The sequence below is a fragment of the Caulobacter sp. AVps18 genome (assembly GCF_058681425.1).
Genome location: NZ_CM178737.1, coordinates 1,708,652 through 1,721,039 on the forward strand (window position 1 = coordinate 1,708,652; position 12,388 = coordinate 1,721,039).

Annotated in this window: 13 protein-coding genes; 8 read left to right on the plus strand and 5 right to left on the minus strand. The window is 66.3% G+C overall.

The window, feature by feature from the left end; genetic code table 11:
* Window positions 1-158: 158 nt before the first annotated feature.
* Entirely contained in the window at window positions 159-293 is a 135-nt protein-coding gene (locus tag ACW179_RS08045) for a hypothetical protein (protein ID WP_492063776.1), read from the plus strand.
* A 46-nt stretch (window positions 294-339) separates the two neighbouring features.
* Window positions 340-2,328, plus strand: a complete 1,989-nt coding sequence (gene acs, locus ACW179_RS08050; protein ID WP_492063777.1) for an acetate--CoA ligase — start codon at window positions 340-342, stop codon at window positions 2,326-2,328.
* A gap of 93 nt (window positions 2,329-2,421) precedes the next feature.
* Here acs and ACW179_RS08055 read toward each other — a convergent pair whose 3' ends face one another.
* The 5 genes from ACW179_RS08055 to ACW179_RS08075 all read right to left on the minus strand — a co-directional run bounded on the left by ACW179_RS08055 (window position 2,422) and on the right by ACW179_RS08075 (window position 5,550).
* Window positions 2,422-3,396 carry a class 1 fructose-bisphosphatase gene (locus tag ACW179_RS08055; protein WP_492063778.1) on the minus strand — a complete coding sequence of 325 codons (975 nt, stop codon included), beginning with the start codon at window positions 3,394-3,396 and terminating at the stop codon, window positions 2,422-2,424.
* Between the two features lie 105 nt (window positions 3,397-3,501).
* Window positions 3,502-3,810, minus strand: coding sequence for a winged helix-turn-helix domain-containing protein (locus ACW179_RS08060; RefSeq protein WP_492063779.1), 309 nt, complete (start codon window positions 3,808-3,810; stop codon window positions 3,502-3,504).
* 2 nt (window positions 3,811-3,812) lie between these two features.
* Window positions 3,813-4,379: a hypothetical protein gene (locus ACW179_RS08065; protein ID WP_492063780.1), complete on the minus strand. Its 567-nt coding sequence runs from the start codon at window positions 4,377-4,379 to the stop codon at window positions 3,813-3,815.
* Between the two features lie 93 nt (window positions 4,380-4,472).
* Window positions 4,473-4,802: a low molecular weight protein tyrosine phosphatase family protein gene (locus tag ACW179_RS08070; RefSeq protein ID WP_492063781.1), complete on the minus strand. Its 330-nt coding sequence runs from the start codon at window positions 4,800-4,802 to the stop codon at window positions 4,473-4,475.
* Window positions 4,803-4,806: 4 nt separating this feature from the next.
* Window positions 4,807-5,550, minus strand: a complete 744-nt coding sequence (locus ACW179_RS08075) for a DUF6065 family protein (protein ID WP_492063782.1) — start codon at window positions 5,548-5,550, stop codon at window positions 4,807-4,809.
* Window positions 5,551-5,810: 260 nt separating this feature from the next.
* Between ACW179_RS08075 and ACW179_RS08080 the strand changes: the two genes are divergently transcribed.
* From ACW179_RS08080 to polA, 6 genes are all read left to right on the plus strand, one after another.
* Window positions 5,811-6,317, plus strand: coding sequence for a prolyl-tRNA synthetase associated domain-containing protein (locus tag ACW179_RS08080; RefSeq protein WP_492063784.1), 507 nt, complete (start codon window positions 5,811-5,813; stop codon window positions 6,315-6,317).
* A 79-nt stretch (window positions 6,318-6,396) separates the two neighbouring features.
* Entirely contained in the window at window positions 6,397-7,305 is a 909-nt protein-coding gene (locus ACW179_RS08085) for a tetratricopeptide repeat protein (RefSeq protein ID WP_492063785.1), read from the plus strand.
* Window positions 7,306-7,314: 9 nt separating this feature from the next.
* Window positions 7,315-7,989, plus strand: a complete 675-nt coding sequence (locus tag ACW179_RS08090; RefSeq protein WP_492063786.1) for an LON peptidase substrate-binding domain-containing protein — start codon at window positions 7,315-7,317, stop codon at window positions 7,987-7,989.
* Window positions 7,990-8,014: 25 nt separating this feature from the next.
* The gene (locus ACW179_RS08095; RefSeq protein WP_492063787.1) at window positions 8,015-8,221 is read left to right on the plus strand and encodes a Trm112 family protein; all 207 of its coding nucleotides are present in this window, start codon (window positions 8,015-8,017) and stop codon (window positions 8,219-8,221) included.
* Between the two features lie 3 nt (window positions 8,222-8,224).
* On the plus strand, window positions 8,225-9,331 hold the full coding sequence (locus ACW179_RS08100) for a heparan-alpha-glucosaminide N-acetyltransferase domain-containing protein (RefSeq protein WP_492063788.1): 1,107 nt from the start codon (window positions 8,225-8,227) through the stop codon (window positions 9,329-9,331).
* 58 nt (window positions 9,332-9,389) lie between these two features.
* Window positions 9,390-12,290, plus strand: a complete 2,901-nt coding sequence (gene polA / locus ACW179_RS08105) for a DNA polymerase I (RefSeq protein ID WP_492063789.1) — start codon at window positions 9,390-9,392, stop codon at window positions 12,288-12,290.
* The last annotated feature ends 98 nt before the right edge of the window (window positions 12,291-12,388 follow it).

Below are 12,388 nucleotides of genomic sequence, written 5' to 3' on the forward strand. Positions count from 1 at the left end.
TGTCGTGCGGCCTTTTGCCAATTGTCTTCGGGATCTGTCCTCGCGTCGAGCCCAGACTTCGACTTTGGTCGAGACTCGACCAACGGCTAATGGCGCTCAGCCAGCCGACGGCCTCTTGTCTGCCTCAACCCACGACAGATGGGCAGGGAGCAGACGCGATGCGCATGACGGGCTTGATGGTCGGGACAGCTCCGGCCGGCGTTTTGCTGAATCTCGGGCTCAACTTCGGCAACGACGCCGTTGTCGACGCGACCGGCGGTCCTGAGACCATTCCGCTCACCGCCGGCTTCTGATCCTCCGCCTTCCCAAGACCTCTTTTCCAGGACCTGGATCCGCATCATGCCCGACACGCTGGCCAAGCTCTCGCCCGCTGCGACCCCGACGACCTATCCGGTTCCTGAAGACTGGGCCGTCAGGGCCCATATGGACGCCGCCGCCTATGAGGCGGCCCTGGCCCGCGTCGAGGCCGATCCGGAGGGCTATTGGCGTGACATGGCCGCACGCCTGGACTGGATCAAGGCTCCCACCCAGATCAAGGACGTGTCGTTCGCCAAGGATGACTTCCGCATCCGCTGGTTCGCCGACGGGGTGCTGAACGTCAGCGTCAACTGCCTGGATCGCCACCTGCCGCACCGCAAGGACGAGGTGGCGTTGATCTTCGAGGGGGACGAGCCCGGGGTTTCCTCGACCCTGACCTATGGCCAGCTTCACGAGCAGGTCTGCCGTATGGCCAACGTCCTCAAGGTGCAGGGCGTGCGCAGGGGCGACCGGGTGACGATCTACCTGCCGATGATCCCGATCGCGGCTGTCGCCATGCTGGCCTGCGCCCGGATCGGCGCCGTCCACTCGGTGGTGTTCGGCGGTTTCTCGCCCGACGCCATCGCCGGGCGCATCCAGGATTGCGCCTCGCACTTCGTGATCACCGCCGACGAGGGCAAGCGCGGCGGCAAGCGCGTGCCGCTGAAGGCCAATATCGACAAGGCGCTTGAGCACTGTCCCTGGGTGAGCAAGGTCCTGATGGTGCGCTGGACCGGCGCCGACGTGCCGCTGATGCGTCACCGCGACGTGGTCTGGGACGATGTCATGGACAGCGTCTCGTCCACCTGCGAGCCCGAGCCGATGAACGCTGAAGACCCGCTGTTCATCCTCTATACCTCAGGCTCGACCGGCAAGCCCAAGGGGGTGCTGCACACCACCGGCGGCTATCTGACCTGGGCCGCCTGGACGCATGAGGTGATCTTCGACTACCGGGCCTCCTCTTCAGGAAAGAAGGGCGAGGTGTTCTGGTGCACCGCCGATGTGGGCTGGGTCACCGGCCACAGCTATGTGGTCTATGGGCCGCTGGCCAATGGCGGGACCAGCCTGATCTTCGAGGGCGTGCCGAACTATCCGACCCCCAGCCGCTTCTGGGAGGTGATCGACAAGCACAGGGTCGAGATCTTCTACACCGCCCCCACCGCCCTGCGGGCCCTGATGCGCGAGGGCGACGAGCACGTCCTGAAGAACGACCTGTCCAGCCTGCGGCTGCTGGGCAGCGTCGGCGAACCGATCAATCCCGAGGCCTGGCTCTGGTATCACCGCGTGGTCGGCAAGGAGAAACTTCCGATCGTCGACACCTGGTGGCAGACCGAAACCGGTGCCGCCCTGATCTCGCCCCTGCCGGGCGCGACGGCGCTGAAGCCCGGCTCGGCCACCAAGCCCCTGCCTGGCGTGAAGCTGCAACTGGTCGATGCCGAGGGGGCTATTCTGGACGGCGCGACCGAGGGCAACCTGCTGATCACCGATGGCTGGCCGGGCATGATGCGCACCGTCTATGGCGACCACGGACGCTTCTTCGAGACCTATTTCAGCGCCTATCCGGGCAAGTATTTTACCGGCGACGGCTGCCGCCGCGACGAGGACGGTTACTACTGGATCACCGGCCGGGTCGATGACGTGATCAATGTCTCGGGTCACCGCCTGGGCACGGCCGAGATCGAGAGCGCCCTGGTGGCCCACCCCACCGTCGCCGAGGCCGCCGTGGTCGGCTATCCGCACGACATCAAGGGTCAGGGTGTCTATGCCTATGTCACCCTGAACGCCGACCAGACGCCCAGCGAAGAGTTGCGCAAGGCCCTGATCCTCTGGGTGCGACAGGAGATCGGTCCGTTCGCGGCCCCCGATGTCCTGCAATGGGCGCCGGCCCTGCCCAAGACCCGATCCGGCAAGATCATGCGCCGCATCCTGCGCAAGATCGCCGAGAACGAACTCTCCAGCCTGGGCGACACCTCGACCCTGGCCGATCCGTCAGTGGTCGATGACCTGCTGAAGAACAGGGCCGCTGTCTGACCGGGTTTAAGGCCGATCACTGGCACGGGTCTTTACAGAGCGGGCGTGGCACTCCGGCGAGCGATCGCCGGGCACGCCCGTCGCCGTCCCCACTCAGGCTTCCATCGCCGCCTTGACCTGGTCGACCTCGTTGGCCGAGCCCAGCACCACCGGCACGCGCTCGTGCAGCTTGGTGGGTTGCAGGTCGAGGATTGGGGTCGTGCCCGTGGTCGACTTGCCGCCCGCCCGTTCGACGATCAGCGACATCGGGTTGGCCTCATAGAGCAGGCGCAGCTTGCCGGCGCGGTCGGGTTCGCGAGCGTCCCACGGATAGAGGAAAATGCCGCCGCGCATCAGAATGCGGTGGACGTCGGCCACCATCGAGGCGACCCAGCGCATGTTGAAGTTCTTGCCGCGCGGGCCGTCCTTGCCCTGCACGCAGCCTTGCACATAGCCCTGAATGGACGGTGCCCAGTGGCGCTGGTTGGACATGTTGATCGCGAACTCGGCCGTATCGGCGCTGATGGCGAGGGTCTCGTGGGTCAGCAGCCAGGCACCGTCGGCGTCAAGCGTGAAGCCGACCACCTTTTCCGAAAGCGTGACCACCAGCATGGTCTGCGGGCCATAGACGGCGTAGCCGGCCGCGACCTGATTGCGGCCGGGCTGCAGGAAGTCGGCCTCGGTCGGGATACCGGCGGCGGGCGCGGGCAGCACCGAGAAGATCGTGCCCACCGAGACGTTGACGTCGATATTGCTGGAGCCGTCCAGCGGATCGAAGGTGACCAGATAGCCGCCCGAACGGCCGGTGGTTTCGATCTCGTCCAGCTCTTCGGAGGCGAGGCCGGCCACGGCGGGGCAGGCCTTGAGCACGTCGCGCAGCATGTCGTTGGTGATGATATCGAGCTTCTTCTGCTCTTCGTCCTGCACATTGACCTGGCCGGCGGCACCCAGGCTGCCGCTGATCGCGCCCGACGCCACGACCTTGCTGATCTGACCGCACGAGCCGGCGATCACGGTGATCAGGTCCTTGAGGGCGGCGTCGGCGGGTTCTGCGGCCAGAAAGCCGGCAAGGTCGATCAGCTTGGTCATCAAGGTCTCGGTCGGGTTGAGGATGGTGGCGCGACCTTAGCCAGTCCGACCGTCCGGGCCAACCGCCAGCGGCGATCAACCCGGACTTTGGACGGGTTTGGCCGGTCAGGCCTCGTTTTCGTCCACCCCCTCGACCAGGGCGCGCAGATAGTCGACGTGGCGGCGGAAGGCGCGGCGGCCCTCCAGCGTCAGGGCCACCCGGGTTCGCGGGCGCTTGCCGACGAAGTCCTTCTCCAGGGTGACATAGCCGGCCTTTTCCAGGGTGGTCAGGTGGCTGCCCAGATTGCCGTCGGTGGCCTGGCTGATGGCCTTGAGGCGCGGGAAGTCCAGCGGCTCGACATCGCGCTCGGCATAGAGGGCGGCCATGATCTTCAGCCGCAGGGGCTGGTGCAGCAGGTCTTCGGACTCGGCCATGCTCACGCCTTCCTCAGCCACAGGCCGCTGACGAACAGGGCGATGCTGGCCGAGGCCATCCAGAAGGCGAGCCAGGGCTTGAAGGCGAAGAAGCCGACGAGGGTCAGGACGAACATCACAGCCCCGATGACGATGTAGCGGGGCGCCACCCAGCAGCCGATCAAGGCATAGATCACGCCGATCAAGAGCCCGGGAAAGGCCATGAATACGGCGGGGTCTGTCGGCTGGAACACCGAAAAGACAGCCGTGATGAAGGCCAGCGTGGCGGCCATGCCGCCCAGCATCCGCCAGGCCATGGTCTTGTTGCCTTGGGTGCCCAGGGCGCTGGGCGGCGCGCTGCGCGACAGCAGGATGCTGCCGACGATGCCCACAACGTCCAGCGGAAGCCAGACCAGGCCGCCATACTGGGGCGGCAGCAGCCCCATCGACAGATAGCCGATGGCCCAGATGACCGACCACATCATCAGGATGGGGCCGCCGATGCGGTAGCCGCGCAGGGTCATGCCCCGGCGCGTGGTGGTTTCAATATCCGACAGCGCAGCGGCTGCCTCGGTAGGGGTCATAGCCATGGGGCTCTCCTGTTGCAGAAATCAGAGCGCTCTGCATTTCAGAGTTAGCGCCTATGAGTAAGCTCTGTCAAGCAGAGTTCTCTGGTCGGGAAGTCAGCGGGTGGGCAGGAACCTCGGGACCCGCGCCTCAAGCAACCGGATCAGCTCCGGGTCCATGAAATCGTAGTCGTCCGGGATATCCAGGCAGATGACGCGAGCCGATTTCAGCTGGGCCCGAAAGCGGCGCCCCAGCTTGTTGCGATGGGCCTTTTCCATCACGAAAATGATGTCGGCCTGCGCGACCATCTCGCCGGTGAGCGGCTCGACGGCGTCATTGTTGAGGCCTGCGGAGGAGACCTCAATCCCCTCCCAGGTCGAGAAGACCTGCTCGGCAGTCGGACTGCGCAACTTGTTCTGACTGCAGACGAACAGGACCCGCTTCATGCCTTCATCCGAGCTTGGGGGCCTTAAGGCGGCGCTTGTTGACGTGGTGGCTGGGGGCCTCGGCCTTCACCTCTTCAGGATATTCGCCCTTGAAGTAGAACCGCTGCCAGGCCTCCTTGGTGGCCTCGGGATCGCGCTTGAAGATCAGGCTGTTGAACTCGCTGCGCTTCTCGGCCCACACATCGTACTGGCGGCGCAGGTCCAGATTGCTGTTCATCGAGCGGATCACCGGCTGGACGTTGTCCATCTGCTTGTCCTGCATCAGCATGATGAAGCAGAACGGCTCGCCCTTTTCGAAGCGCACCGTGCCGGGGCGCGTGAACAGCCAGTTCATCGTGAAGGGGAAGGGCAGCCAGTCGGTCTCGACCAGGCCCGCCAGGGGCTGGATGCCGTCCTTGATGTGGTTGGGTGGCCCCATGGTCAGGATCGACCAGCCCGGCGGGGTGCGGAACAGATAGCCGGTATGGAAGGTGACGGTGCCGCGCGAGAAGTGCGACTTCACAAAATCCGTAAAGCCCGGATAGGGGTGGTCGGGCTGGAACTTTATGCAGTCCTGATGCGCGCCGCCGTCCCAGCTCATCGAGAAGCCGACCGGACATAGAATTTCCCAACCCGAGGTGTTGGCCATCGACAGGGGCAGGCAGCGATAGGGGTGGCGGTCGGCGAAATGGTCCATCCAGGCCCGCTGCGGACGGCCCGGCACGATTTCCGGCGGGCGGTTCTCGGTGGGATAGCACTCCAGTTCCATGCCGCTCTCGTCTTCCTGTTTTCCTAGACCCTAGGCTCAGGTCTAGCGCCGTGAAGGTCCGCGCGTCCAGCGCCCCATGCCCCCACCCGCTCTCCCCGGCGAAAGCCGGGGCCCAGATTCATCCGGAGAGGTTTAAGTGATCGCGCCAGCCGGCCTGGCCTTAGCCCCCTCGGCTCGTGGCTCGATCTGGGCCCCGGCTTTCGCCGGGGAGAGCGATGTCAGGGTTGGAGGCGGAAGTGCATGCCCCTAAAAGCCTTCGCATGAAGACCAGAGCCGACCTTTTCGCCTTCCTCGACACCCACGGCATCGCCCATGCCACGCTCGATCATCCGCCGGTGTTCCGGGTGGAAGAGGGGCTGGACATCAAGGCGGCCATGCCCGGCGGCCACACCAAGAACCTGTTCCTCAAGGACGCCAAGGGCCAGCTCTGGCTGATCTCGGCCCTGGGCGAGACGGTGATTGATCTCAAGCGCCTGCATACGGTGATCGGCTCGGCCCGGCTGTCGTTCGGGTCGGAAGCCCTGATGGTCGAGACCCTGGGCGTGACGCCGGGTTCGGTCACGGCTCTTGGCCTGATCAACGACATCGACCATCGCGTGCGCTTCGTGCTGGATGCGGCCCTGGCCGAGGCCGACCCGGTCAACTTCCACCCCCTGGCCAACAACGCCACCACGGCGCTCAGCCAGGCAGGCTTGCGCGCGTTCCTGGCCGCGCTGGGCGTGACGCCGATGATCGTGGATTTCGCGGCGATGGCGGTGGTGGAATAGCGAGACCGGCGATTGCGGTTGTCGCCTCAAGGGACCATCTTGCCGGTGAACGCGTTGCGACCTGTATGAGAGACTTCCGATGAGCCTGATCGGCGAAAAGCCCGCCCCCATTCAAGCCGGTGGAAAAAGCGCGCACATCAAGGATGGCACGGACGCCAGCTTCATGGCCGATGTCATCGAGGCGTCCAAGACCCAGCCCGTTATCGTCGACTTCTGGGCCACATGGTGCGGCCCGTGCCGGCAGCTGACCCCGGCCCTGGAAAAGGCGGTCGCCGCAGCGGGCGGCGCGGTCAAGCTGGTCAAGATCGATGTCGACAAGAACCCGGGCTATTCGGGCCAACTGCGCGTGCAGTCGATCCCTACGGTCTATGCCTTCGTCAACGGCCAGCCGGTCGACGGCTTTCAGGGCGCTCTGCCCGAGAGCGAGATCAAGGCCTTCATCGCCCGCGTCTCCGGCCCTCCGGCCCAAAGCGAGATGGACGCCCTGCTGGCCATGGGACGCGAGTCGCTGGACCTGGGCGATATCGGCGGCGCGGCCCAGGCCTTCGCCCAGGCCCTGCAACTGGACCCGACGAACGTGAAGGCCATCGGCGGCATGGCCCGCTGCTATCTCGACAGCGGAGACCTGGAACACGCCGCCGAGATCGCCGCCATGGCCCCCGACAACGCCAAGGATCCAGACCTGGAAAGCGTTCGCGCCGCCCTGGCCCTGGCCGCCGACGCGCCATCGGAGACCGCGCCGTTCGAGGCGCGCCTGGCCGCCGATCCGGACGATCACGAGGCCCGGTTCGAGCTGGCCAAGGCCCTGGCCGGTGCCGGTCACCTGCAGGAGGCTTCGGACCATCTGCTGGTCATCATCGCCCGCGACCGGACCTGGAATGACGATGCGGCGCGCAAGCAGCTGCTGACGGTGTTCGAGGCGGCAGGCGCGATGTCGGACGTCGCCAAGGCCGGACGCAAGCGCCTGTCCTCCATCCTGTTCAGCTAGGAGCTCCCGATGCCGGGCGTCTTTCGCAAGGTCAGCGACCTGCCGTTGGTGATCCCGGTGTTCCCGCTGGACGGGGTGCTGCTGCTGCCCGGCGGGCAGCTCCCGCTCAATATCTTCGAGCCGCGCTATCTCAACATGCTGGATGACGCCATGTCCGGCGAGCGGGTCATCGGCATCATCCAGACGCGCGGGCTTTACGTCGAGGGCAACGAGCACAATCCTGCCCTGGCGCCGATCGGCTGCGCGGGGCGGATCACGAGCTTTGCGGAGACCAGCGATGGCCGTTATCTGATCACCCTGAGCGGCCTGTGCCGGTTCCGGGCCGGGGCCGAACTGCCGGTGCGTACGCCCTATCGTCAGGTGCGGGCCGATTTCGCACCGTTCAAGGCTGACCTGCGCGACGACCTGGGTGGCTCTACCGGTGGAGCCGATCCGGCGCCCCTGCTGGCGGCCCTGCGGCGCTATCTGGAGCATCGGGGCCTGGCCATCGACTGGACCAGCGCCGAGAACGCGCCCTCCGACGCCCTGATCAACAGCCTGTCCATGGCCCTGCCGTTCGACGCCATGGAGAAGCAGGCGCTGCTGGAGGCCCCGACCATCGCCGACCGGCGCGCCACCCTGGTGGCCTTGCTCGAGATCGACGCCGCCGGCGGGGACGACGATGAGCCGGCCTCTATTCAATAGCGATGCCTGCGGCTAAGGAGTTTTCATGACCACAGCTCCCGCTCCGCCGCCTGTCGATATCGATCCGCGCCTGCTGGAGGTGCTGGTCTGCCCGGTTACCCGCGCCCCGCTGGACTACAACCGCGCCCGGGGCGAGCTGGTCAGCCGCACGGCCAAGCTGGCCTATCCGATCCGTGACGGCGTGCCGATCATGTTGCCCGAGGAAGCCCGCACCCTCGAGGACGGCGAATAGGCCATGGCCTTTGATGCGGGGATCACCCGGCCACCCCGGCTGGCCTCGCTGGATGTCCTGCGCGGCCTGACCATCGTCGGCATGATCCTCGTCAACAGCGCCGCCTATGTTCACTATGTCAGCGGCTACGACGTCTTTCCGGTCCTGATGCACGCCCGCTGGGCCGGCTTCACCCTGGCCGATGCGGTGTTTCCCGCCTTTATCGTGATGACCGGGGTCTCGATCCCCCTGGCCACGCCGGTCGCCGAGCGCGCTCTGAATGCGGCGGGGCTGCGCCGGCTGCTGGTGCGCGCGGGCCGCCTGATCCTGCTGGGCCTGCTGGTCAGCAACCTCTACTGGCTGGCGACGCCGGGCAGCGTGGACTTCCGCCCGATGGGCGTATTGCAACGCATTGCCCTGGCCTTTCTGGCCGCCGCCATCCTGTATCGAACCGCCGGCCCGCGCACGCGCCTGGCCATCGCCGCCGGCCTGCTGCTGCTCTACTGGCCGCTGTGCCTGCTGCCCTCGCCGGACGGTGCCGCCAGCCTGGCCACGCCGGGTGCCAGCCTGGTGGCCTGGCTGGATCGCGCGGTGCTGGGCGTCCACAACTACGTCAAGGGGCCGATGGGCTACGATCCCGAAGGCCTGCTGGGAACCTTGCCGGCCATTGCCCAGGCCCTGATCGGCGTGGCGGCCGGCGAATGGCTGGCCGCCCGGCGCGGTGCCCGCGGCCTGGCCCTGGCCGGGCTGGGACTTCTGATTGCGGGCCTGGCCTGGGCGGTGGTGTTTCCGGTGATCAAGGACCTGTGGACCAGCAGCTATGTGCTGGTCTCCACCGGCGCGACCCTGTTGCTCCTGGCCGGCCTGCACCAGATGCTGGACGTGAAGGCGTGGAAGGTCCCCGGCACCGCGTTCATGACCGACTTCGGGGTCAATGCGATCTTCGCCTATGTGCTGCACCAGCTGGCGTCGATCATGCTGACCGCGCAGATCCTGAAAATCCCCTATGACGCCGCCGCGCCGATCATCGGGACCAGGACCGCTGCTTTTATCCCTGTGGCGGTGTTCATCGCCCTGCTGTGGGCGGTGCTGGCCTATATGCACAAGCGGCGCTGGATCGTGAAGGTCTGAGGGCGCCGCCGCGCCGGAAGCATTTTGCAGGCCGTGCCCGGCGGCTTATGGTCGGGCCATGACCGATATCGCCGCGCCCGATTCCGAAGCCGTCTCCGCTCGCCCCTCGACAGAGGGCACCGCCGTGCGCCTCTTTCTGATCGATGGTTCGGCCTATCTGTTCCGCGCCTACCACGCCTTGCCGCCGCTGACCCGCAAGAGCGACGGCCTGCCGGTGGGTGCGGTGCAGGGCTTTTGCAACATGCTGTGGAAGCTGCTGCGCGACATGCAGGGCGATGCGCCAACCCATCTGGCGGTGATCTGGGACCATTCGGAAAAGACGTTCCGAAACAAACTCTATGACCAGTACAAGGCCCATCGTCCGCCGGCCCCGGAAGACCTGATCCCGCAGTTTCCGCTGGTGCGCGAGGCGACCCTGGCCTTTGGCGTCCCGGCCATCGAACTGGCCGGCTACGAGGCCGATGACCTGATCGCCGCCTATGCCTGCCGCATGCGCGAACAGGGCGGCGAGACGGTGATCGTCAGCTCCGACAAGGACTTGATGCAGCTCGTCGGTGACGGGGTGTCGATGTACGACCCCATGAAGGGCGTGCGTATCGACCGCGAACAGGTGTTCGAGAAGTTCGGCGTCTATCCGGAAAAGGTCGTCGACGTTCAGGCCCTGTGCGGCGACAGCGTCGACAACGTGCCCGGCGCGCCCGGCATCGGCATCAAGACCGCCTCAGCCCTGATCAACGAGTATGGCGACCTGGATACGCTGCTGGCCCGGGCCGGCGAGATCAAGCAGCCCAAGCGCCGCGAGACTCTGATCGAATTCGCCGACCAGATCCGGCTGTCGCGCCAGCTGGTGCAGCTGGACTGCGATACGCCGCTGCCCGAACCGATCAGCGACCTGACCGTGCGCGAGCCGGACAAGGCCGTGCTGGCGGCGTTCCTGGAGCAGATGGAGTTCCGCTCCCTGGCCCGCCGGGTGGGCGACGGCAATGCCTCGGCCTCGCCGCGCAGCCTGGACCGTCCGCCCTCGGCTGCCCCCAGCGCGCCGGTCTCGAGTGTCTCTTATATGGGTGCGGCTGCGCGGGCGGCGGCCAATCCGGTGGCCGCGCCCGTGGCGATCGACACGACCGCCTATGCCTGCGTCCGCGACCTCGACACCCTCACGGCCTGGATCGCCAAGGCCAAGGCCAAGGGCGTCGTCGCCTTCGACACCGAGACCGACGCCCTGGGTTCGGCCACGGCCGGCCTGGTCGGCGTGTCGCTGGCCCTTGCGCCGGGCGAGGCCTGCTACATTCCGCTGGCCCACGAGGAGAAGGCCGAGGGCCTGGCCTTCGAGACCGCCGCCAGCCTGGAGCAGATCCCGCTGGACGCCGCCATCGCCGCGCTGAAGCCGATGCTGGAAGACCCGGCGGTGCTGAAAGTGGCCCAGAACGGCAAGTACGACCTCGCCGTCCTGTCGCGCTACGGGGTGCAGGTCGGGCCGGTCGATGACACCATGCTGATCAGCTATGTGCTGGAGGCCGGTCTGCACGGCCACGGCATGGATGAGCTGTCGGAGCTGTGGCTGGGCCACAAGCCGATCCCGTTCAAGCAGGTGGCGGGCACGGGCAAGAGCCAGATCAGCTTCAAGCATGTGGGCCTGACGGAAGCCACGGCCTATGCCGCCGAGGACGCCGACGTCACCCTGCGGCTCTACAATGTTCTCAAGCCCCAGCTGGCGGCCAAGGGGCTGCTGACGGTCTATGAGACGCTGGAGCGCCCGCTACCGCCGGTGCTGGCCCAGATGGAAAACGAAGGCATCCGTGTCGATCCCGAGACCCTTCGCCGGCTTTCCAACGAGTTCTCGCTGCGCATGGCCGATTTCGAGGCCAAGGCGCAGCAACTGGTCGGCCACCCGTTCAACCTGGGCAGCCCCAAGCAGGTGGGTGACGTCCTCTTTGGCGAAATGGCCCTGAAGGGCGGCAAGAAGACCGCCACCGGCCAATGGTCCACCGACAGCGATGTGCTGGAAGCCCTGGCCCTGGAGCACGAGCTGCCGCGCGTGCTGCTGGACTGGCGCCAGCTGTCCAAGCTCAAGGGCACCTATACCGACAACCTGATCGCCGCCATCGCGCCCTCGACCGGGCGGGTCCATACCTCCTACGCCCTGGCGGCGACCACGACGGGGCGGCTGTCGTCGTCGGATCCCAACCTGCAGAACATCCCGATCCGCACCGAGGAAGGCCGCAAGATCCGCAAGGCCTTCGTGGCCGCGCCGGGCAAGGTGCTGATCAGCGCCGACTACAGCCAGATCGAACTGCGTCTGCTGGCCCATATCGGCGACATCCCTCAGCTGAAGAAGGCCTTCCAGGAGGGTCTCGACATCCACGCCATGACGGCGTCGGAAATGTTCGGGGTGCCCATCGAGGGCATGCCCAGCGACGTGCGTCGCCGGGCCAAGGCGATCAATTTCGGCATCGTCTATGGCATCTCGGCTTTCGGCCTGGCCAACCAGCTGGGTATCGGCCAGGGCGAGGCCGGGGCCTATATCAAGACCTATTTCGAGCGCTTTCCCGGCATCCAGGCCTATATGGACGCCACCAAGGCCTTCGTGCGCGAGCATGGCTATGTGACCACGATCTTCGGCCGCAAGATCAACATCCCCGAAGTCCATTCCAAGTCGGCGGCCCAGCGGCAGTTTTCGGAACGCGCGGCCATCAATGCTCCGATCCAGGGCGCGGCGGCTGATGTGATGCGCCGGGCGATGGTGCGGATGCCTGATGCCCTGAAGGCGGCGGGTCTGAGTTCGAAGATGCTGCTTCAGGTCCACGACGAACTGGTCTTCGAGGCCCTGGAAGCCGAGGCCGAGGCGACCTGCGCCGTGGCCCGCCAAGTGATGGAAAACGCCGCCGCACCCGCCGTCGCCATCGCAGTTCCCCTCACGGTAGAGGCGCGGGCGGCCTGCAATTGGGATGAGGCCCACTGAGCAAAAAAGAGGCTGAAAGGTCGAAAATGCGACACTCTGCCACAATGCAGTTAATGGGTTGGAAGGGGCTGGAGCGGCACAGCTAGGCCGAGCGCGCG

What these genes read in the sequence shown, in the direction of transcription:
- acs (WP_492063777.1), top strand. Translation starts at nt 340, where the DNA reads ATGCCCGACACGCTGGCCAAGCTCTCGCCCGCTGCGACCCCGACGACC.
- ACW179_RS08075 (WP_492063782.1), bottom strand. Translation starts at nt 5,550, where the DNA reads ATGGAACTGGAGTGCTATCCCACCGAGAACCGCCCGCCGGAAATCGTG.
- ACW179_RS08055 (WP_492063778.1), bottom strand. Translation starts at nt 3,396, where the DNA reads ATGACCAAGCTGATCGACCTTGCCGGCTTTCTGGCCGCAGAACCCGCC.
- ACW179_RS08080 (WP_492063784.1), top strand. Translation starts at nt 5,811, where the DNA reads ATGAAGACCAGAGCCGACCTTTTCGCCTTCCTCGACACCCACGGCATC.
- ACW179_RS08100 (WP_492063788.1), top strand. Translation starts at nt 8,225, where the DNA reads ATGGCCTTTGATGCGGGGATCACCCGGCCACCCCGGCTGGCCTCGCTG.
- ACW179_RS08045 (WP_492063776.1), top strand. Translation starts at nt 159, where the DNA reads ATGCGCATGACGGGCTTGATGGTCGGGACAGCTCCGGCCGGCGTTTTG.
- ACW179_RS08065 (WP_492063780.1), bottom strand. Translation starts at nt 4,379, where the DNA reads ATGGCTATGACCCCTACCGAGGCAGCCGCTGCGCTGTCGGATATTGAA.
- polA (WP_492063789.1), top strand. Translation starts at nt 9,390, where the DNA reads ATGACCGATATCGCCGCGCCCGATTCCGAAGCCGTCTCCGCTCGCCCC.
- ACW179_RS08060 (WP_492063779.1), bottom strand. Translation starts at nt 3,810, where the DNA reads ATGGCCGAGTCCGAAGACCTGCTGCACCAGCCCCTGCGGCTGAAGATC.
- ACW179_RS08070 (WP_492063781.1), bottom strand. Translation starts at nt 4,802, where the DNA reads ATGAAGCGGGTCCTGTTCGTCTGCAGTCAGAACAAGTTGCGCAGTCCG.
- ACW179_RS08095 (WP_492063787.1), top strand. Translation starts at nt 8,015, where the DNA reads ATGACCACAGCTCCCGCTCCGCCGCCTGTCGATATCGATCCGCGCCTG.
- ACW179_RS08085 (WP_492063785.1), top strand. Translation starts at nt 6,397, where the DNA reads ATGAGCCTGATCGGCGAAAAGCCCGCCCCCATTCAAGCCGGTGGAAAA.
- ACW179_RS08090 (WP_492063786.1), top strand. Translation starts at nt 7,315, where the DNA reads ATGCCGGGCGTCTTTCGCAAGGTCAGCGACCTGCCGTTGGTGATCCCG.